This window comes from Mucilaginibacter sp. (assembly GCF_041088075.1).
Taxonomy (GTDB): Bacteria; Bacteroidota; Bacteroidia; order Sphingobacteriales; family Sphingobacteriaceae; genus Mucilaginibacter_A.
In genome coordinates this window covers 35,322-57,551 of sequence record NZ_JBGCVY010000024.1, presented here as the reverse complement: position 1 = coordinate 57,551, position 22,230 = coordinate 35,322, and the positions used below count along the sequence as shown (strand labels likewise).

Annotated in this window: 19 protein-coding genes and 1 tRNA gene; 8 read left to right on the top strand and 12 right to left on the bottom strand. The window is 41.9% G+C overall.

Annotated features, from left to right (window positions below; all coding sequences use genetic code 11):
• Nucleotides 1–398: 398 nt before the first annotated feature.
• A tRNA-His gene (locus tag V5804_RS05040) sits at nucleotides 399–472 on the bottom strand.
• A gap of 118 nt (nucleotides 473–590) precedes the next feature.
• Between V5804_RS05040 and rnhA the strand changes: the two genes are divergently transcribed.
• Complete coding sequence (gene rnhA / locus V5804_RS05035) at nucleotides 591–1,061, top strand: ribonuclease HI (RefSeq protein ID WP_369590286.1); 471 nt, start codon at nucleotides 591–593, stop codon at nucleotides 1,059–1,061.
• A gap of 52 nt (nucleotides 1,062–1,113) precedes the next feature.
• On the opposite strand, the gene V5804_RS05030 is transcribed toward rnhA, so the two are convergent.
• The 4 genes from V5804_RS05030 to purL all read right to left on the bottom strand — a co-directional run bounded on the left by V5804_RS05030 (nucleotide 1,114) and on the right by purL (nucleotide 5,079).
• The gene (locus V5804_RS05030; RefSeq protein WP_369590285.1) at nucleotides 1,114–1,608 is read right to left on the bottom strand and encodes a metallophosphoesterase; all 495 of its coding nucleotides are present in this window, start codon (nucleotides 1,606–1,608) and stop codon (nucleotides 1,114–1,116) included.
• An 87-nt stretch (nucleotides 1,609–1,695) separates the two neighbouring features.
• Nucleotides 1,696–2,406, bottom strand: a complete 711-nt coding sequence (locus V5804_RS05025; RefSeq protein WP_369590284.1) for a tRNA1(Val) (adenine(37)-N6)-methyltransferase — start codon at nucleotides 2,404–2,406, stop codon at nucleotides 1,696–1,698.
• Entirely contained in the window at nucleotides 2,407–2,796 is a 390-nt protein-coding gene (locus V5804_RS05020) for a VOC family protein (protein ID WP_369590283.1), read from the bottom strand.
• A gap of 60 nt (nucleotides 2,797–2,856) precedes the next feature.
• Nucleotides 2,857–5,079, bottom strand: a complete 2,223-nt coding sequence (gene purL, locus V5804_RS05015; protein ID WP_369590282.1) for a phosphoribosylformylglycinamidine synthase subunit PurL — start codon at nucleotides 5,077–5,079, stop codon at nucleotides 2,857–2,859.
• A 233-nt stretch (nucleotides 5,080–5,312) separates the two neighbouring features.
• On the opposite strand from purL, the gene V5804_RS05010 reads away from it, so the two are divergent.
• The 3 genes from V5804_RS05010 to fic all read left to right on the top strand — a co-directional run bounded on the left by V5804_RS05010 (nucleotide 5,313) and on the right by fic (nucleotide 6,969).
• Nucleotides 5,313–5,816 (top strand): hypothetical protein, encoded by a 504-nt coding sequence (locus V5804_RS05010; protein WP_369590281.1) that lies wholly within the window; start codon nucleotides 5,313–5,315, stop codon nucleotides 5,814–5,816.
• Between the two features lie 62 nt (nucleotides 5,817–5,878).
• Entirely contained in the window at nucleotides 5,879–6,172 is a 294-nt protein-coding gene (locus tag V5804_RS05005; RefSeq protein ID WP_369590280.1) for a hypothetical protein, read from the top strand.
• Between the two features lie 239 nt (nucleotides 6,173–6,411).
• Nucleotides 6,412–6,969: a protein adenylyltransferase Fic gene (fic, locus tag V5804_RS05000; protein ID WP_369590279.1), complete on the top strand. Its 558-nt coding sequence runs from the start codon at nucleotides 6,412–6,414 to the stop codon at nucleotides 6,967–6,969.
• A 160-nt stretch (nucleotides 6,970–7,129) separates the two neighbouring features.
• On the opposite strand, the gene moeB is transcribed toward fic, so the two are convergent.
• Nucleotides 7,130–8,182 (bottom strand): molybdopterin-synthase adenylyltransferase MoeB, encoded by a 1,053-nt coding sequence (gene moeB / locus V5804_RS04995; protein WP_369590278.1) that lies wholly within the window; start codon nucleotides 8,180–8,182, stop codon nucleotides 7,130–7,132.
• 367 nt (nucleotides 8,183–8,549) lie between these two features.
• Here moeB and V5804_RS04990 point away from each other — a divergent pair, with 367 nt between their 5' ends.
• Nucleotides 8,550–10,724 carry a glutamine synthetase III gene (locus V5804_RS04990; RefSeq protein WP_369590277.1) on the top strand — a complete coding sequence of 725 codons (2,175 nt, stop codon included), beginning with the start codon at nucleotides 8,550–8,552 and terminating at the stop codon, nucleotides 10,722–10,724.
• 179 nt (nucleotides 10,725–10,903) lie between these two features.
• Nucleotides 10,904–12,082 (top strand): AIR synthase related protein, encoded by a 1,179-nt coding sequence (locus V5804_RS04985; protein WP_369590276.1) that lies wholly within the window; start codon nucleotides 10,904–10,906, stop codon nucleotides 12,080–12,082.
• A 215-nt stretch (nucleotides 12,083–12,297) separates the two neighbouring features.
• On the opposite strand, the gene V5804_RS04980 is transcribed toward V5804_RS04985, so the two are convergent.
• From V5804_RS04980 to V5804_RS04960, 5 genes are all read right to left on the bottom strand, one after another.
• A complete protein-coding gene (locus V5804_RS04980; protein WP_369590275.1) occupies nucleotides 12,298–13,152 on the bottom strand; it encodes an FG-GAP repeat domain-containing protein in 855 nt (284 codons plus the stop codon).
• A 5-nt stretch (nucleotides 13,153–13,157) separates the two neighbouring features.
• The gene (locus tag V5804_RS04975; RefSeq protein ID WP_369590274.1) at nucleotides 13,158–15,455 is read right to left on the bottom strand and encodes a family 20 glycosylhydrolase; all 2,298 of its coding nucleotides are present in this window, start codon (nucleotides 15,453–15,455) and stop codon (nucleotides 13,158–13,160) included.
• Between the two features lie 79 nt (nucleotides 15,456–15,534).
• The gene (locus V5804_RS04970; protein WP_369590273.1) at nucleotides 15,535–16,134 is read right to left on the bottom strand and encodes a DUF4230 domain-containing protein; all 600 of its coding nucleotides are present in this window, start codon (nucleotides 16,132–16,134) and stop codon (nucleotides 15,535–15,537) included.
• 104 nt (nucleotides 16,135–16,238) lie between these two features.
• Complete coding sequence (gene trxB, locus V5804_RS04965; RefSeq protein WP_369590272.1) at nucleotides 16,239–17,195, bottom strand: thioredoxin-disulfide reductase; 957 nt, start codon at nucleotides 17,193–17,195, stop codon at nucleotides 16,239–16,241.
• 233 nt (nucleotides 17,196–17,428) lie between these two features.
• Complete coding sequence (locus V5804_RS04960; RefSeq protein WP_369590271.1) at nucleotides 17,429–17,902, bottom strand: very short patch repair endonuclease; 474 nt, start codon at nucleotides 17,900–17,902, stop codon at nucleotides 17,429–17,431.
• A gap of 158 nt (nucleotides 17,903–18,060) precedes the next feature.
• Between V5804_RS04960 and V5804_RS04955 the strand changes: the two genes are divergently transcribed.
• Together V5804_RS04955 and V5804_RS04950 are read left to right on the top strand one after the other, a co-directional pair.
• Nucleotides 18,061–19,596, top strand: coding sequence for a redoxin domain-containing protein (locus tag V5804_RS04955; RefSeq protein ID WP_369590270.1), 1,536 nt, complete (start codon nucleotides 18,061–18,063; stop codon nucleotides 19,594–19,596).
• A 403-nt stretch (nucleotides 19,597–19,999) separates the two neighbouring features.
• On the top strand, nucleotides 20,000–20,602 hold the full coding sequence (locus V5804_RS04950) for a TMEM175 family protein (protein ID WP_369590269.1): 603 nt from the start codon (nucleotides 20,000–20,002) through the stop codon (nucleotides 20,600–20,602).
• A gap of 13 nt (nucleotides 20,603–20,615) precedes the next feature.
• On the opposite strand, the gene V5804_RS04945 is transcribed toward V5804_RS04950, so the two are convergent.
• Nucleotides 20,616–21,809 (bottom strand): aspartyl protease family protein, encoded by a 1,194-nt coding sequence (locus tag V5804_RS04945; protein ID WP_369590268.1) that lies wholly within the window; start codon nucleotides 21,807–21,809, stop codon nucleotides 20,616–20,618.
• Nucleotides 21,810–22,230 lie beyond the last annotated feature (421 nt).

The following is a 22,230-nucleotide window of genomic DNA, read 5'->3' as shown; positions in this document are numbered from 1 at the left end:
CTTAAAACATACAAACAATACGACATTTCAATTTTGGAGTTGCCACATTTGGTTTGAGAAAAATGATAGGCGGATTTAAATAGGTTTTAAATTTGACCAAGATGGACAAGCGCGTATGATTTGGCATTTAAGAAGATGGCAGTAGAGCTATCTGATGCCAGGGGATCAGCAAAGGCAGCAGCAGATGAACTGGGAATAGATCCCTGGGCGAATCAGTAAGTGGGAGAACCAGTATAAAAGTGGAGGCACGGGCACTATTCTGGCCGAGGCACGGGCAATGGGCAAAAAGGCATCCGGCCTGGAATGAACAACGAGGTGTTTGAAATACATCTGAAAAACAAAGAGTTACAGGCAAAAAAAGGGGCAAAAATCTGTTTTAAAGACTTTGCCCCATAACGGGTGAACGATGGGGCTCGAACCCACGACCCTCGGCACCACAAACCAATGCTCTAACCAACTGAGCTACGCTCACCGTTTTGCTGGTACAAAAGTAAAAATCTTATGGTAAAAGTCAAGTAAATTTATGCTGAAAATTGCATGCTGTTTTTATCGCCCTAAAACCCGCAACTAAAATTTACTTTTGCCACAGTATGATTGAGATTTTTACAGATGGCGCCTCCAGCGGAAACCCCGGCCCCGGCGGTTACGGGGCAATTTTGAAAGCCGGAAGCCACTACAAAGAACTTTCGGGCGGTTTCCGTAAAACCACCAACAACCGCATGGAGCTAATGGCCGTTATCAAAGCGTTGGAAGCCATCAAAAAGCCTGGTCAAACCATTGCCATTTATTCTGATTCAAAATACATTATTGATGCCATCGAAAAAAAATGGGTTTACGGCTGGATTAAAAAAGGCTTTAAAGACAAGAAAAACAAAGACTTATGGCTGCAATTGATGGAACTTTATAAGCAGCACCAAATTAAACTGGTTTGGATAAAAGGCCATGCCGGGCATCCGGAAAACGAACGCTGCGACGAACTGGCCGTAGCCGCAGCCAAACAACCGGCCTTGCCTGCCGATGCAGTTTTTGAAGCCGAAGCAGCCAAAGAAAAACTGTTTTAATTGAAATAAGGCAATGCTTCTTTTACCGGCATAAAATTGGTGTGGCTGGTATTTACGGGTTCAGCATTTCGATCACTTCCAAATCATGGATCCGTTTTTTTGAAACAGAAAACCGTAGCAACGTGCGCGTTTTGTGCCAGCCTTGTTTGCCTGCCGCGCCGGGGTTCAGGTGCAAACAATTGATCTTTTTATCAAACATTACTTTTAAAATGTGCGAGTGGCCAGCGATGAACAAAGCGGGCGGGTTGGCATAAATTTCGGGTTTTACAGCCGCATTGTATTTATCAGGATAACCGCCAATGTGCGTCATCCAAACATCCGTTTCTTCGCAAAAAAAACGCAGGTTTTGCGGATAAACGGCGCGCACATCTTTGCCGTCAATATTACCAAAAACACCACGAAGCGGTTTAAAAGCAGCCAGTTCATCGGCCAGAGCGATATTACCAAAATCACCGGCGTGCCAAATCTCATCAACCGCATCAAAATGTTTAAAAACAGCCGGGTCTAAATAACCGTGGGTATCAGAAATTAAGCCGATTTTTTTCATGGTAAAAGAAGCATGTTAAGTTGATGGTTCATGGGTAATAGTTGATGGTTTATGGCGAATGACTTAGGCCGACAACTAATTTGCCAATTAAAAAATGGTTAAAAAGTCTTTCAACAGCGTTTGATAATCCAGACTGTAAATTTTCTGATCTGCATAAATAGTAAAATCAGCGTAATTGGTTTTAGTTTGATTTAGGCCGAAAGAAAGCATGTACCGATGCGAAGGATCATTTTTGAAAGATGAAACAGCAATTTCTTGTTGCAGAAACAATTGTTTTTGCGCCAATTCTTTTATAACTGATGCTGTTTTTACAGGCAAAATTATCCAAAAACTTCCGTTTGGACTGAGAAAATCAGGAACGCTTTTCATCAGGTTTTCAAAAAAAACCAGAGTTGCATGTTTAGCCAGCGTTTTATTTTCTTTTGGGGAAGTCAGTGTATCCAAATAAAACGGCGGGTTGGAAACGATCAGATCGTATTGCTGATGCTGTTTTTGCAGCCAAAAATTCTCGATTGCAATTGGATACAAGTTAAGCCGATTGGCAAAAGGCGAGTTGTTAAAATTTTCTGCCGCTGTTTTTGCCGATGCTAAATCAATCTCTACCGCATCAATTTTGGTTTCCGGAAAACGTTGCGCCAGCATCAAAGCAATTACGCCTGTTCCGGTCCCGATATCTAAAATTGTTTTTGGGTTTTCTGCAGATGCTGTTGCGCCCAATAACACACCGTCGGTATTGATCTTCATAGCGCAAGTGTTTTGATCCACTAAAAACTGTTTAAACCGAAAAACAGTGCTCATTTAACGCTCATACAATTCTAAAGGCAAACCATCCGGATCGGCAAAAAAAGTAAAGCGTTTTCCGGTAAATTCATCTACGCGGATGGGTTCTGTTTGCACATTTTTTGCCGATAAAAACAGTATTGCCTCCTCCAGATCGTTCACTTCAAAAGCCAAATGCCGCAAACCTGCCGCTTCGGGCCGCGAAGGGCGAGGCGCAGGATTGGGAAAAGAGAAAAGTTCGATCTGGTATTTGCCGGCCACTTTTAAATCCAGTTTCCAAGAGTTTCTGGCTTCGCGAAAAACTTCCCGTTCTGCTTCAAAACCTAAAACTTCAGTGTAAAATTTTTTGGAGGTTTGGTAATTGGAACAGATGATGGCGATGTGATGGATGCCGTTGATTTTTAACATTTTTGATTTTGGGATTGCACGGATTTGAAAAAGGTTACACAGATTCTATTTCGACAAATTTTAATCGCCTAAAATATCGTGCAGCACATGATTATAAACTGATGATGCTTCTTTTACCTGCCCAAAATTAGTGTCGTCAACTTTCAAACTTCCGGCGGTAACGGTTCCCAAAAAACTAAATTCAACTTCTGATGTCGCCATTAATTCGACCAAAACTTCCTGGTTTTCCGGTTTAATGGAAACCACTACCCTGCCTTGCGCTTCGCCAAAAAGGAAAGCGTCTTTTCGGATTTCGGCATCGGTTTCAATCTCAAAACCAAATCTGTTTGGCATCGCCGATTCTAACAAAGCAATGTACAAACCGCCATCAGCAACATCATGCGCCGAAACCAGCAGCTTTTCTTTAATTAACAGTTTGATAATTTGATGCATCGCGTACTCCTTTTCCAAATCAAAAAACGGTGCGGGAGAAGCAGCAATTTTGTGGAAAGAAGCCAGGTATTGAGAAGATGCAATATCGTTTTTAGATTCGCCGATGAGATAAATTAAGTCGCCTTCGTTCCGGAAATCAGAACGCGTTAAGGTTGAAAGATCATCCATCACACCAAGCATCCCTATGGTCGGCGTTGGGAAAACCGGGCCTTCATCGCTGCTTTGGTTGTAAAAACTCACGTTGCCGCCCGTAACCGGCGTTTGGAATTTTTCGCAAGCCGCGCTCATGCCTTTGATCGCGCCAACAAACTGCCAGTAAACTTCGGGCACGTAAGGGTTGCCAAAGTTGAGGCAATTGGTAATGGCAACCGGCTCGCCGCCAGCGCAGGTAATGTTCCGGGCAGCTTCGGCAACGGCAATGGCGCAACCGGTTTCAGGATCAGCGTAAACGTATCTGGAATTACAATCCAGTGTTAAAACAATCGCTTTATCCGTTCCTTTTACCGCAACAACAGCAGCATCGCAAGGCTGATTGGTGGTTACGGTGGAAGTGCCAACCATCGAATCGTACTGGTCGGTTACCCAACGTTTGGAAGCAATATTTGGATGGGAAACGAGATGATCGGCAACGGCTTTTAAATCTTCCGGCTCTGCAACTTGGTCAATGTTAAACTTTTTATTCTCCTGAAAATAAGCCGGTTCTTTGTATTCGCGCTCGTAAACCGGCGCGCCTCCGCCCAAAACCAAATCATCCGCTGGCACATCTGCTACCATTTCTCCATTCCGGTAATAAACCAAATGTTTGGTATCGGTTACTTCGCCAATTTGCACGCAGTTTAAATCCCATTTATCAAAAACGGCTTGCACTTCTGCTTCGCGGCCTTTTTCTACCACAATCAGCATCCGTTCCTGCGATTCGGAAAGCAGGATTTCAAACGGCTGCATATTTTCCTGGCGCGTTGGGACTTTATCCAAATCAATGACCATTCCGTGTTCACCTTTGGCCGACATTTCTGAGTTGGAGCAGATAATCCCCGCCGCGCCCATATCCTGCATCCCGATAACGGCACCGGTTTTAATTACTTCCAAAGATGCTTCCAGCAATAATTTCTCCTGGAAAGGGTCGCCAACCTGAACGGCCGGTAAATCGTTCACCGAATCTTCGGTGATGTTTTTTGAGGCAAAAGCAGCACCATGAATGCCGTCTTTCCCGGTGGAAGAACCAACGATGTAAACCGGATTGCCAACGCCGTACGACGTTGCCGAAACGGTTTCGCCAGCCTTGACAATGCCCGCCGAAAAAGCGTTGACCAGCGGATTAACCTGGTAACATTCATCAAAAAACAACTCGCCGCCAACCGTTGGGATGCCAAAAGCGTTGCCGTAATCGCCAATGCCTTTGACCACGCCTTTGATAAGCCATTTGGTGCGATCGTTTTTCAAATCGCCAAAACGAAGGGAATTTAATTGCGCAATCGGCCTTGCGCCCATCGTAAAAATATCACGGTTGATGCCGCCCACGCCGGTTGCCGCGCCCTGATAAGGTTCTAAAGCCGACGGATGGTTGTGCGATTCGATCTTGAAAGCGCAACCAATGCCATCGCCCAAATCAACCAATCCGGCGTTTTCTTCGCCGGCTTTGGCCAGCATCCGCGGACCGTCTTTCGGCAGTTTTTTGAGCCAGGTGATGGAGTTTTTGTAGGAACAATGCTCGCTCCACATCACCGAAAAAATAGAAAGTTCGGTAAAGTTGGGCACGCGTCCTAATATCTCTTTAATGCGTTCAAATTCTTCGGGAAGCAGGCCAAGGTCTTTGGCGGTTTGTACGGTGGTTAAGTTTTGCGGCTCCAAGTTGTTTGGGTTTGGTGGAAGCGCAAAATTAAAAAATTTAAAGGGAAGGTAAGGAAGGGAATGTGGAATTGGGGTGTGGTTTAGAATGGCCACTTAAATTTGGGTGGTAAAAGAAGCATTGGTTATGTGAAAAATAAAATTTTAACAACAATTTTTAAAATTTTAATTGATGTAGCTAAAACAAGAAACTTTTGTATGTTTAGGAGTTTTACACCAATAAATCGACACTGTAAATGAAAAAGAAATTCCTTAATTGTTTATTACTGTTAACCGTTATATTTCAGTTTGCAAAAGCTCAAGACACTATTCCTATATTGAAGGGATCAGTAAATATTTCAATTGCAAAAGGGACGTTTGACTGTGATATTATTTTAGAAAACATTCCAAGAATAAAAAATTATGTGATCCGACTTAATTCGGGAATGAATATTTTATACTTTAAAAGTCTTGATAAAAATTTTCTTATTTCTTACGATAAAGCTTTGAATGATACATCATCTACTCATGAATCAATAGGCTATTTTTTTCCAGACAATACTGGCAAAGCGAAGTTTTTACCTCATTCATTAGAAATGCGTTATACAGGAAAATATCCCATTGCAACAGATACTGTTATAAATTACAGTAGGCAAGATTGGAAGGGAAACATTGCTTTCAATGGGTATTCTGTAAGAACAGATGGATTTCAAACTTGTTGGTATCCTGTATTATATGATGTTACTAAAGATGTTATCTGACTGACAGTATTTATCAACAAATAATAAATGACAAAATAAAGGAATTAAAAAACTTTAAAGCAATGCCGTTTGCAAAAGTTAAATCTAACGCCGACTACAAAGACAGAGAGTATTATGTATATTATTACGCACCTCTAATTTTTACAGCTATAAAAAAGGAAATAGGCGAACAAACCATGTGGTTGTGGTTAAAGAATATTTTGAAAACTCCAGTTGACCGTACAAATTACAATTTTTTATTAAATACATTAAATGCAACTTTAAACAATAAGGAAAAGACAGAATTGATAAAAAGTAAGTACTTTGAATCAGAGAGTTCTCTTAGTAATGCTATAAGCAAAATTGAGCAAAAATAAACGGCATAAAACTATTCTATGATTTTGCAAAAAATTGGCTGACGAATTACAAATCAACTTGCATTTTGCTATTGTTGTTCAGTTTCAGCAAAAGGAACAAAATTTAGCCGATAAAAGAATTATCAACATTTGATTATAAATCTAACTTTGGATTTGGTTGATGAGTTTTAAATCCCAGTTCTTCGCAAGATATTTTCCATTATGTACAACCCTACAACCACAAACATTTCAAGCATCAAATGAAAAACATCGATAAAAAAAGTTTAGCGAAAGCTTTTAGTTTGTTTGATACAGATGATATAGAAAAAATAGAGGTAGGAACAAGCAAAGGGTTACAGCAAATACACAACTATTTGTTCGGCGGATTGTATGATTTTGCCGGAAAGGTTCGTACCCAAAATATCTCAAAAGGTGGTTTCAGGTTTGCAACAGCTTTGAATTTGAAGGAAGTTTTGCAAAAAGTGGAACAAATGCCAGAGCACACTTTTGAAGAAATTATTGAAAAATATATGGAAATGAATATAGCACATCCTTTTATGGAAGGCAACGGCAGGACAATGCGAATTTGGCTGGACATGCTTTTAAAAAAGCGGCTTAAAAAAGTAGTAAACTGGCAATTTGCAGATAAAACACTTTATTTACAGGCAATGGAACGCAGCCCGATTAACGACTTGGAATTACGAACGTTGCTTGCTGCCAACTTAACAGAAGACATCAACAACCGGGAAATTATTTTTAAAGGCATCGAACAATCTTACTACTACGAAGGATATGAAAAAGAAGATGATGAAAGTTGATACTTCAATACTTTTATCCATATAATGAATTTTTTATTCCTGTTGATTTTTCCAAACAAAGAGAGGAACCATCATCCAAGCGTTCATCTTGTTTTTTTGAACAAAGATTTCCCCCTGCTGTTGGAATGACGCCATGAATTTTTAGTTGATAAAAGAAGTATCAATAAATGCCGTTTTTAAGGTTATACATTTCTCCTTTAAAACTTGGTTGTAATAGCTCAACGACCATTTTGCTGCGTTGCCCGCTACGGCAACAAAACACTATTTTTTTGTTTTTGGGGAGGGCATCCGCCTTGTCTATCAATTCATCAAACGGAATATTGATGCCGCCAATGTTAAAATCTTCAAATTCGTAATCTTCCCGTACATCAACCAAAAAAACTTCATCCGGCGTTTTTTCCAACCAGTTTTCTAATTCTTCTATGCTGATTTCCTGCTTGTTGCTTTTACCAACTTCAACTCCCTGTTTTTGGGTTATTGGTTTTTGCTGAGCTTGTTTCGCGAATTTAAAAATGCTGACGGCGTTATCTAAAGCATTAACCGTCATTAGTTTTCCGGAAAGTATTTCTCCGATCTCACAAATAATTTTGATGGCTTCGTTTGCCATGTATAAGCCTACCAAACCTGGCAGCACGCCTAAAACACCGATCTCTGCACAATTTGGAACATCATTATTGGCAGGGGCTTCGGGGAAAATATCACGGTATTGCGGCCCGCCGAGGTAATTAAAAACAGAAACATTTCCTTCAAATTTAAAAATCGAACCGAAAACAAGCGTTTTATTTAGCTGAACACAAGTGTCGTTTACCAGATAACGTGTCGGGAAATTATCCGAACCATCAATAATTAAATCATACGCTCTGATTAATTCTTCGGCATTTTCTACCGTTAATCGTTGGTGATAATCCTTTAATTCTACATAAGGGTTCATGATTTTCAGCTTTTCCGCAGCAACAACAGCTTTCGGTTTGCCAACATCTGCTGAAGAATACAAAATTTGCCGGTGCAAATTGCTTTCATCCACCCGGTCGTCATCTACAATTCCTATTTCGCCAACACCTGCTGCAACTAAATATTGTAAAACCGGGCAACCTAAACCTCCGGCACCAACCATCAGCACTTTGGCAGCTTTTAGTTTTTGCTGGCCGGATAAACCTATTTCCGGTAAAATGACCTGCCGGTTGTACCGTTTTAATTCTTCCCGTGCTAACATTTTGTTGATTATACTTTACATACAAAGTTTAGCATAAAAACCTGGCAAAAAAACAGCTTTAAGACAAATTGCACAAGCCTGTTTTTTAGGTGATAAAAGAAGCATACCTTTCAGTAATACCTTGCCTTGAACCTGGTTCAAAAAATTTTTCTTTTCGTTTAGATTTCGGTTTATGGCATATGATGCGCATTAAAATTATTTTTTCTCTTTAAAAAACTGACTTTTTCCATTATTTTTTACTTTTCTATCAAAATTTTACCTTTATTTATGAAATTAGTAACATTTCTTGTAACTATGGGCATTGTTTTCGATCCATATATTTTTTTGAATGATTCAATAGCAAACTTGTTAAAAACTTATAATTAATATGTCTAACATCCGTTTTCAGGCGCTCCAGTCTGTTTCAACCCGCACTATTCCTGAAGTGAACGCGCCTTCGCCAAAAATTTCCGATTATTTTGGTTCCAACGTTTTCGACAAAAAGAAAATGAAGGAGTATTTATCAAAAGAAGCCTACCAAAGCATTATTGATTCGATTGATAAAGGTGTGCCGGTTGAGCGCGAAATTGCCGAACACATTGCTTCGGCCCTAAAAACTTGGGCAGTAAGCAAAGGCGTTACGCATTACACGCACTGGTTTCAGCCCTTAACCGGCACAACGGCCGAGAAACACGATTCGTTTTTTGAGCCGGGCGGAGACGGAAACGGCATCGAAAAATTTAGCGGCGATGCTTTGGCGCAGCAGGAACCGGACGCTTCCAGTTTCCCGAACGGCGGCATCCGCAACACGTTTGAAGCACGTGGTTATACCGCCTGGGACCCATCTTCCCCGGCGTTTATCATCAGCAAAACGCTGTGTATCCCAACCGTTTTTGTTTCTTACACCGGCGAAGCTTTGGATTACAAAGTGCCTTTATTAAAAGCTTTGCTTGCCCTGGACAAAGCGGCCGTAGATGTTTGCCATTATTTTGATAAAAGCATTGAAAAAGTAAACGCTTCTTTGGGCATCGAGCAGGAATATTTTTTGGTGGATGTGGCTTTGTTTAACGCCCGCCCGGATTTGTTTCTGACGGGAAGAACACTTTTCGGCCACATGTCAGCCAAGAGCCAGCAGTTGGAAGACCATTATTTCGGTTCCATCCCGGATCGTGTTTACGCTTACATGCAGGATTTTGAAACGGAAGCGTTGAAGTTGGGCATTCCGTTAAAAACCCGACATAATGAAGTTGCTCCTTCGCAATTTGAGTGTGCGCCAATATATGAAGAGATCAATTTAGCCATTGATCACAACCAACTGTTGATGGATTTAATGGACAAAGTTGCCCTGCGCCATCATTTTAAAGTATTGCTGCACGAAAAACCTTATGCCGGCATCAACGGTTCGGGCAAGCACAATAACTGGTCGCTGATTACCAACACAGGAAAAAATTTGCTTTCGCCGGGCAAAACGCCGAAGAACAATTTGATGTTTTTAACTTTCTTTGTCAATACCATTCGTGCCGTTTACGAACATGCGGATTTGTTGCGCGCTTCTATCGCTTCGGTTACCAACGATCATCGTTTGGGTGCCAACGAAGCGCCGCCTGCTATTATTTCCATCTTTTTGGGCAGCCAGTTAAACGATGTTTTAGACGAGATAGAAACAGCACGCATCAGCCGGATCATGAAAGATGAAAACTCGTTATGGTCAGGCATTCCGAAAATTCCGCAGATTTTGCGTGATAACACAGACCGTAACCGGACTTCTCCTTTTGCTTTTACGGGCAATAAGTTTGAGTTGCGCGCGGTTGGTTCTTCGGCCAATTCTTCCAGTCCGATGACGGTTTTGAATTTGATCGTTGCCGACCAGTTGACCAAGTTTAAATACGATGTGGACAAGCTGATTAAAAAAGGCGAGAAAAAAGATGTGGCTTTGATGACGATCATCAAAAGATACATTAAAGAATCGAAAGCGATCCGTTTTGAAGGCAACGGTTACAGCGAAGCATGGGAAAAAGAAGCGGCAGCACGCGGTTTGGCCAATATTAAATCCACACCAAAAGCGCTGGACGTTCTATTGTCGGAAAAAACAGCCGAACTGTTTAACAAAACTGGCGTTTTCAGCGAACGCGAAGCCCAGGCCCGCCACGAGATTTTGCTGGAAAACTTTTACAAAAAACTGCAAATTGAAGCCCGTGTGATGGGCGAACTAATCAACAGTTCCATTCTTCCCGCAGCCATAATCTACCAAAACAAGCTGATTGACAATGTAAAAGGTTTAAAAGAAATTGGTTTGGAAGAAGCCGCTTACAGTGTGCAAATGGAACTGATCCGCAAGATTTCCAGCCACATCAACGAGGTTCAAACCAACGCTAAACAAATGCTGCAAGAACGAAAAAACGCCAACGCCATTGAAGATATTCGCGAAAAATCCATCGCTTATGATGAAAAAGTAAAAGGTTATTTCGACCCAATCCGTTACCACGTTGATAAATTAGAACAACTGGTAGATGATGCACAATGGCCGCTGCCCAAGTTTAGGGAGTTGTTGTTTATTAAATAGGGCGAAAGCCGTTAGCTGTCAGCTTTCAGCAATCAGCTTCCTGTCCTAAATCTATAAAAGCTTCGGAAAGCTCCGGAGCTTTTTTTATGGCATAAAAACAGTATGCGCCGTTTTATCTAACTATGCAAAAGCTGAAAGCTGATTGCTGAAAGCCGACAGCTAATCCCTATTTTTACCCCATGATTTCTTCACAGCGATATGATCTGCGGGGCGTTTCGGCTTCCAAAGAAGACGTGCACCAGGCCATCAAATCCATCGACAAGGGCATTTTTCCGAAAGCTTTTTGCAAAATTATCCCTGATATTTTAGGCCATGACGATGCGTATTGCAACATTATGCACGCCGATGGCGCCGGAACAAAATCTTCGTTGGCTTATTTGTATTGGAAAGAAACCGGCGATCTGTCGGTTTGGAAAGACATTGCGCAAGATGCCGTTGTTATGAACCTGGACGATTTGCTTTGCGTTGGCGCAACTGATGATATTCTGCTTTCTTCCACCATCGGCCGAAATAAAAATTTAATTCTGGGAGAAGTGATTGCCGCCATCATCAACGGAACGGAAGAATTGTTAACGCAACTTCGGGAATTAGGGATCGGTATTTATTCGACCGGCGGCGAAACGGCTGATGTGGGCGATTTGGTGCGAACGATTATTGTAGATTCGACCGTTACCTGCCGGATGAAAAAAGCAGAGGTGATCTCCAACGAAAATATCCAACCAGGAGATGTGATTATAGGTTTGGCTTCCGACGGGCAAGCTTCTTACGAAAATTCTTACAATGGCGGCATGGGTTCAAACGGCCTGACTTCTGCCCGCCATGATGTGTTCAACAAAAGTTTGGCTGCCAAATATCCCGAAAGTTTTGACCCTTTGGTTCCGGAGAATTTAGTTTTCTCCGGTTCCAAAAACCTGACTGACCTGATCGATATTGGCAACGGAAAAACAATTACTGCCGGTAAGTTGGTGCTTTCCCCAACCCGCACTTATGCGCCCGTTATCAAAGCGGTTTTAGAACAATTTCGACCGCAAATTCATGGCATGGTGCATTGCAGCGGCGGTGCGCAAACCAAAGTTTTGCATTTTGTAGATCAGGTTCATGTGATTAAAGACAACCTTTTCCCGGTGCCACCTTTGTTTAAATTGATCCAGCAGGAATCCGGCACCGACTGGCAGGAAATGTACAAAGTGTTTAATATGGGCCACCGAATGGAGTTGTATGTGCCGGAAGAACTTGCTTCGCAAATTATTCAAATCTCCAAAAAGTTTAACATTGCAGCGCAAATTGTTGGCCGTGTAGAAGCTGCATCTGAAAAAAAATTAACGGTTAAATCTGAGTTTGGGGAGTTTGTTTATTAGTTGTGTAAGTGTCTGATACTTCTTTTACCACCCTAAAATTTGTCTGGTTTTACATAGGACACACCCCTGACCCCTGCCGAGAGGGGAAATATGACGCAGACATTTCTAAATTAACAAGGCAAAAACGGGAAAGATCTTAGAAATGTAGCAAACTATGCTTCCCCTCTCGAGAGGGGTTAGGGGTTTGTTTCTGCATCAAACTAAACAAATAACCACTATCTCCTATGCCTCCGATGCTTTTTGCTGGAACGGCTACTGCTTTTATGCTTGTTTTTTTTAGTAGCGTGATGGCGGCGTTCTGCAACATGATGATGCCTCTGCTTTTTGGAAGTACTTTTTGTTGACGTTTTTGTTGAGGCAACCAATGCTTCTTTTACCGGTGTTTTTTTAGTGGTATCTGTTGCACCAGTTGTTTGCTTTTTATTTTCATCGCCTGCCTCTACTGTTTTTACCGTAAAACTATTGTTGCGGATGCCGTATTCCAAAACCCGTTTTTGGCCGGTTGGTTTGGCATCGGCCCCGCTCCCATCGTAAACCGGAAACTGGCGCATCAATGTTCCTTCTTTGATATAAAACTGGTCTTCGCCACGGTAACCTTTTTTCTGTGATGAGGTCAATTTCGGGAAATTCAGCTTTTGTGCGCGGTTGTCTTTGTACTCAAAAGCCTCGATTTGCATGTGTTGGGTCGAATCTTTGGCTTTGGTTTGGATCAGGATTTCCGGGTTGCCGTCCATGTCCATATCCGTATTGTAAACATCGGTGATAGCACCGTCCAAATCGCCGGTTGTGGTGGTGTACTTTGCGCCAGTCGAATCCGATTCCAAAATCAAATAAGCGCCCGTTTTGTTCGATCCTCTTCCCCAGCTAAAAACATCAAAAATATTGTCCGGCGAAACTTCAATGGTTTTATGAAAACGGAAAGGCTGCATCAATGCTGGTTTTACCGTTGCAAAGCTTTTTTGCACAACAGGTTGATTATTATTGGCCGAATTACATCCGGCCAAAATTATCGTTGCAACAATCGCAATGAATGGACAAACGATACTTCTTTTATCACCTAAAAATCTCATAGCAATCAATTAAATAAAATATCGGGCGGCAATTCTGTTTGTGGTTTTCCGGCTAAATTTAAATAAACTCTTAGCGTAGTTGCCTCGCCGGCATCAAAATATTTGATCTTAATTTTATGAAAACCTTTTTGCAGCGGCACCTGGTTGTTCTTTTGCGACAAAGCGTGTTTGCCGTCGTTGTCAACCACCAGCTCGTCGTCCAAAAACAGTTGCGAACCATCATCAGAACTCAAGCCCAAATTGTAATTTCCATCCTGGTCAATGCGTATGTTGCCCTGGTAAATCGCCCCAAAATAACCGTTGTTTTTTCTGAGCCTTTCAACGTTGATGGTTTTCGTCGTTCCAGTATCAACCACCGTCGCGCTGTCCAATTGTGCCGAAGTATTGAAATTCCCGCTTACAATTTTATATTTTAAACCTTCGGCAAGCGGCTGGATGTTTTGCGCCAAAAATGGCTGCCGGTTATAAACGGATACTTTGTTTACCAAGCTTTTTTTACCGTTCGGCGTAACTTGTACCGTTTGCAAAGTAAGCGTTTGGTTGTTTTCTATGTTGATGTTGATCGGTTCTTTGTAAAGCAAACTTTTTTGGGCCGAAGAATTGCTGCTGATGGTATAATAAATCTTGCTGTTGGCAACCGAAGGTTTTAGCTGATAATTGAGCGTTTGGCCGATCATAAAAGTATCGCGGATGCCAAAAGGCTCGGGTACCCGGAAGTTGATGCTGTCGGCATCCAAACGGTACAAATGCCGCGGCAAACGTACTTCTGCAAAATCCCGAAAGTTTTTATTGGCCAACGGCGTCCATGCAATTTCGGACAAAGCCAGCAACCGCGGCAGCAGCATGTATTCTGCCTGTGCAGTTGTGCTGATGTATTCGGTCCATAAAGTTGCCTGCACACCAATAACAAATTGCTGCTGCGCTGCCGTTAACGAGCTTGGAACAGGATTATAATTATAAGTTTGCTGCAAAGGCGCGTAACCATTGTTAGCAAGCGGCTCCTGCGATGATTTGGATTGCGCCTTATCAAAATACAAACCTGCTTTTTGCGAAGCCATAATCACATCGTGGTTTTGCCTGGCTGCCGCAATTCCGCCGGTTTCGCCTCGCCAGCTCATCACGGTTGCATTTGGTGCCAGCCCGCCTTGTAAAATCTCGTCCCAACCGATGATGTTTCGGCCGTTTTCGTTCAGAAACTTTTCAATCCGCCCAATAAAATAACTTTGCAAACCATGTTCGTTTTTCAGCTTCAGCCTTTTGATCAAACGCTGGCAAAACGGAGAATTGTGCCATACACTTTTCGGGACTTCATCGCCGCCGATATGGATGTATTTTCCCGGAAACAATTGCATCACTTCCGTTAAAACATTTTGCAGAAAGTTAAAAGTAGAATCGGAAGGGCAATAAACACCATGAAAAACATGCCAGGTTTCGGCCACTTTGTAAGTTTTGTTTGGCGTGCAGCCCAACTCAGGGTAAGCCGCAATCGCAGCCGTAGAATGGCCGGGCATTTCAATTTCCGGGATGATGGTGATAAAACGATCGGCCGCATATTTTACAATTTCTTTGATTTCTTCCTGCGTGTAAAAGCCACCATAAGGCGTGTTGTCAAATTGTTGCTGACCGCGGTAACGGTAATTTCCAATCAACGTTTGTGTGCGCTGGCTTCCAATTTCGGTCAGTTTTGGATATCTTTTGATCTCGATGCGCCAGCCCTGGTCGTCCGTTAAATGCCAGTGAAACGTGTTGATTTTGTACATCGCCAGCAAATCCAAATATTGTTTGATAAAAGAAGCAGGAAAAAAATGCCGCGAAACATCCAAATGCATTCCCCGGTATTTAAACCGCGGATGGTCTTCAATTTCCAAACAATTGATACTGTTTTTATCGGTCGTTTTTGTGTCGGCCAGCAACTGGATCAATGATTGCACGCCGTAAAACAAACCGGCATCTTTCCCCACAACCGTAATTTTTGCTGGCGTGATCCTTAAACGATAACCTTCTTCCGGCAAATTTTCCGCACCAATTGAAGTTAGCTCGATGATGGAAGTTGCCGTATCAGTTTTAGTTTGAAGATTTGAAGGATTAAATTGCGTAAGAAAAGAAGACAGAAACGCAACAGAACGGTCGTCCTTTAACTCCGTTTTTACAATGCTTCTTTTATGCAGGTAAAATTTGCCTGGGTTTGGTTTGATGGAAAAAGGTGCCGGGATAATGCCGAAATTAGGATCATTATTTTGAGAAAAACACAAAGATGCTGCACAAAGAAAAATAAAAGTGCAGCAGAAAAATTTAAATTTCATGAAGTAAACAACAGCGTAAGAATCAAAACTAAAAAAATTAACGTCTTTTAAAACTGTATATGTTTAAACACGAAGATTGTTACTTAAATATTACACCCACTTTTTTCCCGGAAATATTTTCAAGCAGCGGTTTAAAAATCAGTAGCGCGTTTTGCTTTGTTTTTTGCAGCAACTGCATATCCGATGCGTTTTTGAGCAAACGCTGCTCGGCAATTTTGTAAATGCCTTCGACCATATCTTTGGTATCGGTTGGAAACCAGGTTCCGGAAACATCATAAACCTGCGATTTCTGGTGGTCTAATTTCACATAGCAAATTTGCGGCTGCGGCAAAAACACGGTAATCGAATCTTCGCCTGCCGCAACAATGTCTTTTTTCTGGACTTTGGTTAAATCAATGCAGCCGGTAACTTCGCCAACGGCAACAAACAAAATGCGTTTATCGGGCAAAATGGTGCGCACTTCCTTTTGTTCGATCACATCTTTCATCGAATATTTTACCAGCTCCAGTTTGCCCATCGACGTGATTTTTTGCACCATCACATCTTCTTTCATTTCCTTGCGGGAAGCAAAAAGTTTGCCTTTAAAATAGAAATAACCGAAAGCCAGCACGCCCAGCACGATTACCCAACTTATTAAAGTTTTGATGATGCTGTTGGTTGCCGTGTTTGTATTTGCCATAATGATTTTTAGGTGGTAAACCCCCTGACCCCCTTGAGGGGGAAGTATGGCGGCTACCTTTCCACCTTTTACCTTTCCGCCTCAAACCTCTTACCTCAAACCTCCTACGCTTCAACAACACTCTCTTTAGCCGCCAGATAACGTTCAGCTTCCAGCGCGGCCATGCAACCGGTGCCGGCTGCGGTTATGGCCTGGCGGAAAACCTTGTCCTGGGCATCGCCGCAGGCAAAAACACCTTCGATATTGGTTTGGGTAGAACCGGGTTTGGTGATGATGTAACCGGTTTCGTCCGTATCAATCCAGCCTTTAAAAATATCCGTGTTTGGGTGATGGCCGATTGCCACAAAAAAGCCGGTAACATTTAGCAAACGTTCTGCTTGCGTGTCGGTGTTTTTGATGCGTACACCTTCTACCGTTTGTCCGTTGCCTACAATTTCCTGTGTTTCCGAACTGTAAATGACTTCGATATTGTGCGTATTTAAAACCCGGCTTACCATGGCTTTAGAAGCACGAAACTCGGGTTTACGTACAATCATATAAACTTTGCGGCACAACTTGGCCAGATAAGTTGCTTCTTCTGCGGCCGTGTCCCCTGCCCCAACAATCGCCACATCCTGGCCTTTAAAAAAGAAGCCATCGCAAACGGCACAGGCAGAAACGCCAAAACCGTTGTACTTTTGCTCGGATTCCAGGCCCAGCCATTTGGCAGAAGCACCGGTGGAAATGACCACCGTATCGGCCAAAATCGTTTTTACTTCATCCACTATCACTTTATGCGGAGAACCTGAAAAATCAACCGAACTTACGTAACCAAAACGGATGTCCGTACCAAAACGCTCGGCCTGTTTTTGAAAATGCTCCATCATTTCCGGCCCCTGCACGCCATCCGGATAACCCGGAAAATTCTCCACTTCGGTAGTTTGCGTTAGCTGTCCGCCAGCAAGCATCCCAGTGTATAAAACAGGCTTCAGATCGGCGCGGGCGGCATAAATTGCAGCCGTATAACCGGCAGGGCCAGAACCAATAATCAGGCATTGTACGTGTTCGGTATTTGACGACATGTTGTGTTTTTAAGTTTATGCAAAAATACGTTTTTGGCGGGATAATTGGCTTAGGGCAAATGTCAGGCAGAAACAATTTTTAGGTGCTAAAAGAAGCATTGGCCGGTTTTTGCCCATACTTCTTTTATGCCTGTTTTTTTGGTGTTTGGTTTTGATTTTTCTTTGCCTGCCCGTTTGTCAACAGTAAAATTAATTGCGGATTTTATGCAGGAAAATTAGTTTTTTGAGAAGTGCTAAGGTTTAAATTGATGGATATGATCTTGGATTTGATCGAGGCAGGTTTGCAATTCTTTTTTGACCTGCTTTTCCCAAAACCGCATCACTTTAAAACCCAAAGCTTCCAGTTTGATTTTGTTGATCCTGTCGCGCTGCATGTTCCGTTCGATTTTGGCAATCCAGAAACCGCGGTTGGTTTTGATTTTTTCGCGCTTATTTTCCCAGTCAAACCCGTGCCAAAACTCGCCATCAATAAAAACAACCAGCTTGTACCTGCGGATCAAAATATCCGGCTTGCCGGGAAGCTGTTTGTTGTAAAGGCGGTAACGGATGCCCGCTTGCCACAAAGCCTTTCTCAATAAAACCTCCGGCGACGTGTTTTTCGCCTTGATTTTGGCCATCAAACGGCTTCTTTCCGTAGTGGTATAAAAGCCGTTTTCCTCATTAAAACGCGGCACTTTTATGGTTTCTTCTTCTCCGTATTCGACCATGTAAAAATTGTGGAAAACTAATTGGATTGTTTTTTAACAAGACAAGTTAAGAAAGATTTTTTAAAGCGATGATAAACATTCACCAAATTTATGCCGATAAAAGAAGCATTGTTGTTTGAAAAATAAATTAATAGTGTAACTTTCCTAAAAAATTAGTTATGAAAAGGATAACCGCAATTTTAGTTTTAATCAGCTTGTTTGCTTTCGAAGTAAAAGCCCAAAACAATTTTAAACTAACCACCGCCCAGGAAGCAGCCATACAAAAACTCCGGGCCAAGGTTGAAGCCAACCCATCCAATTTGGAAGCGCATGAGGCTTTTATTGATGCTTTTAAAATGAATGACCATCCCCAACTGGAAGCGCAATACAAAACCTGGACATCAAAATATCCTAAAAACTATGTTGTTCCGTTTGCTATTGGTCAATATTATGTAAACCATGAAAACCCAAAAGCAACGCCGTTTCTGTTACAGGCAAGTATTTTAAAACCAGACAAAGCTGAAATTTGGTACCTTCTTGCAAGTGCTACAAGGTTAAACAACGATTTAACCAAACGCCGGGAATATTTAATCAAAGCCATGCAGCTTGACCCTAAAAATGCCGATTATGCTACTGATTATGCTGAATCTTTTGATAAAACAGATAAACTACGCCATGATTCCCTGGCTTTGGAAGTGGTGAGGAAGTTCCCGGAGAATGAGTGTGCCATAAAATCTTTGTTTTTGTTAGCCATTAATTCTTCTGTTCCTGCAGAAAAAGTTGCTTATTTTAAGCAGTTGTACAACCATAAAGCCAACCCGCTTTCCGAATGGTATTTAGGTGGCACTTTGGCCTATGTTGACTTTTTGCTGAAAACCAATGCCGACCAAGCTTTTGACGTTGCCTTAACCATGGCCATCGAAGGCAAAAGGAACCGTAATATCTGGAAAGACAGGATAATTGTTGCGGATGCTTTTTTAAAGGCCAGAAAAGCGTTGGCCGAAAATGACCCTAAAACAGCGTTGGCTTTATTAAACCAAGTTGATTTAGATAACCCTATGTCGGGCAGTTATGGTATAGATGCGAAAGAATACCTGGTATTGTTTAAAGCAGAAGCGGCCGATGCGGCCAAACAAACCAACATGGCTTTTGATAGCCTTGCGGTTTTGTACAGTAAAGAACCGACGGAAGGTTTACACGATGCGGTGTTTAAATATGGCAGCAAATTAGACATGGACAGCAACAGCGTGGTAAAAAGCATCTGGAAAATCAGGGACAGCAGGGCGGTAAAGGCTACGAATTTTTCTTTGGAGAATTTTCAATCCGGCGGAAAAACGGCTTTGTCAGACTATCAGGGCAAGCTTGTTTTGTTAACTTATTGGTTTCCGGGCTGTGGGCCTTGCCGGGCCGAATTTCCGCATTTTGAATCCGTTTTAAAAAAATTCAGCAAAAATGATATTGCTTATTTAGGTTTAAACCTGGAGCCTTCGCAAGACCAAGCTGTACCTGCTTTTTTAAAAGAAACCGGCTATACTTTTATGGCTTTGCACGATAATCCCGGAAGAGATAAAGGCAATTTAGCAGCACCCGGCGCGCCTTCAAACTATTTAATAGACCAAAAAGGACGGATTGTATTTTCAGGTTTCAGAATTGATGCTGAAAATGAAAAGATGCTTGAGCGCATGATTAAAGAAACATTGGCTGTTAAAGATTAATAAAAAGTTGATTTAACATTAGGATAAGTTTTGATTTTATTCGGCTTTTTGTTGATGCTTCTTTTATCGCCCTAAAAATCAAAAGGTTTAAATACTTTATTTTCCAATACAAGAGACACTGATTTTATAGGCATAAAAGAAGCATCGGCTGATTTGCTTGTTAACTTGTTTAAACTTTTATTATTCATTTAAAGGACACACCCCTGGCCCCTCTCGAGAGGGGAAGCATGGCTTGCTATCTTTCCAACGTTTGGAAAGGCGACGTTTGCAGGTTCCCCTCTCGAGAGGGGTCAGGGGTATGTCCTTTATTTTTATGCCATAAAAGAAGCATCAATTAATTGGCTTGTTTTTAAATTTTGATGTTACAAAAAACAATTTTACCTTTTGTGCTTAAACTGTATCCATGCACAAAACCCGTTTAGAAGCATTTAGCGATGGTGTAATTGCCATCATCATTACCATTATGGTTTTGGAACTAAAGGTTCCGCATGAAGATAATATACAGGCGCTTGTTGCTTTACTGCCGGTGTTTTTAAGCTATGTGCTTAGTTTTGTTTATGTGGGCATTTACTGGAACAACCATCACCATATGTTATCTGCGGTGGATAAAATCAACGGAAAAGCACTTTGGGGAAACTTGCATTTGCTGTTTTGGCTGTCTTTGATCCCGTTTACAACCGAATGGATGGGCGAAAACAATTTTACAAAATGGCCGGTTTTACTTTACGGAAGTATTTTGTTTATGAATAGTGTTGCCTATTTTATTTTGGCAAAAACATTAATTGGCCAGGCGGGCAAAAACTCAAAACTTGCAAAGGCATTTGGCAAAGACTGGAAAGGCAAAAGTTCGGTACTTTTGTATGTAATAGCCGTTGGTTTTTCCTTTGCCAACACCAAAATAAGCCTGGCAATTTATACGGGCATTGCCATAATGTGGCTTGTCCCAGACAAAAGGATTGAACATGAGGTTTTAGACCAAAATCAACCCAAAAAAGTTGAGGGTTAACAAAGTAAAACCATTAAATTCTTCGCTTCAAAGTCAGCAGTAATTTTGCCTGGATGTTGTGGTGCAGCACTTCCAGCAACAATGTCCGCTCGTTTTTTGAACGTAAAATATCGTCCACTTCCTGCAAACTCATGTGGCTTACTGCTTTAAAATTGATGGCCAGCAACTCATCGTCTTTTTCAATCCCCAGCAAATCTGCCGCCGAACCTGGCTCTACCCTACAAACAATGATCCGGTTTAAACCCGCCCCTGCCGCACAATATTCCATGCCGCTCATGTCATGCTCAAAAGGTTCTTTGTAATTGTAATTGGGCTTGAGGTAAAGGTAGCCTTGCCGGTAATCAAACAGCATCACAAAACGTTTCAGCAAATCAATGCCGATGCTGCCGTTGCGTTTTACGGCATCCAGCTTTCCCATTACGCTGCACGAATCGGGGAACGCGGCTATTACCTGCTTAAACTTGTAGGTGCCGATCTCCATCACGTCAACCCGGCTCATATAACCGTTGACCGGCCCGCTTAAACCTACGCCCAAATTGGCTGCCGCAATGTATTTTTCGGGCATGCCGCCAGTGTTGTTCCAGCCGCTTTCTAAAGATAAAGGATGGCCGGCACCCAGATCAACAATCAGTTTTAACGGCAAAGCCAAACCCTGGCCAAAATTGATATTAGCAAACAGGTAAGGTTTTTTCCCTTCTATCTGCAACGGGATTTTAGTCCATTTTTTGCAGTTGGGCAATTTATTGGTGCCAAAAGCAGTAACTGTGCTGTCGGCAAAATTGATTTTTACGGGGAAACTGTTAAAAAAATCGTAGCCAATTAAGCCATGTATCGGGATGCCGGCAAAACCGGAAAGTTCTAACACATCTTTGCCCAAAATTGCGGCCGATACATTATCTGCTTCAATGTCCCCTATTTTTACATGCAGTGCCGAAACCAGCCAGGCGTCCAGGTCTTCGCCTTCGCCCAAACCGGTGATTTTTAATTTCTTTTTGTATTTGAGGTTGAGGGAATCCACCAGCAGCGGATCGGTGATCATCATATAACCACAACCGGTATCCAGCACAAAATTATAAGGGCCGCGGTTATTGATTTTGGCTTGGACAACCAGCATATTCCGCACAAACTTAAAATGCACTACGGCTTTGTTTTGCCTGCCCGAAATAGTAAAAACTTGCTGGGCATAAAGAGGCAAAGGCTTTTCCATCAGCCAAAAAACGGCCAACAACAAAAAGCATCTGCACCAATGCCGTTGCAACCAGGAAGCCAACACGGTAACGTTTATTTAGGTGAAGTAAATTTACAAATATTTGATATGAATACTGTTTTTACTGGATAAATTTTTTTAGGAGGTTTGGTTAAAAAAGTAGTGGTAAAAGAAGCATTGGTCATATTTGTGCCATATAGCAAAACGGGCTGAACCTGGGCGGAAAACAGTGTCTATCCCATCAGCTATTAAAAACTAAATCCGTTTTAAGGTAGTATTTCGTGCCGATACTTGCCCGCTTTTTCTAAGCGGGCTTTTTTAATTTATCATTTCAGGTAAAATATTGCAAACCAAATTAATTTAAAAGTATTTAACTTAATTATTGTATTAAACACTGGATTTTTGCCAAAACGTAAACCTT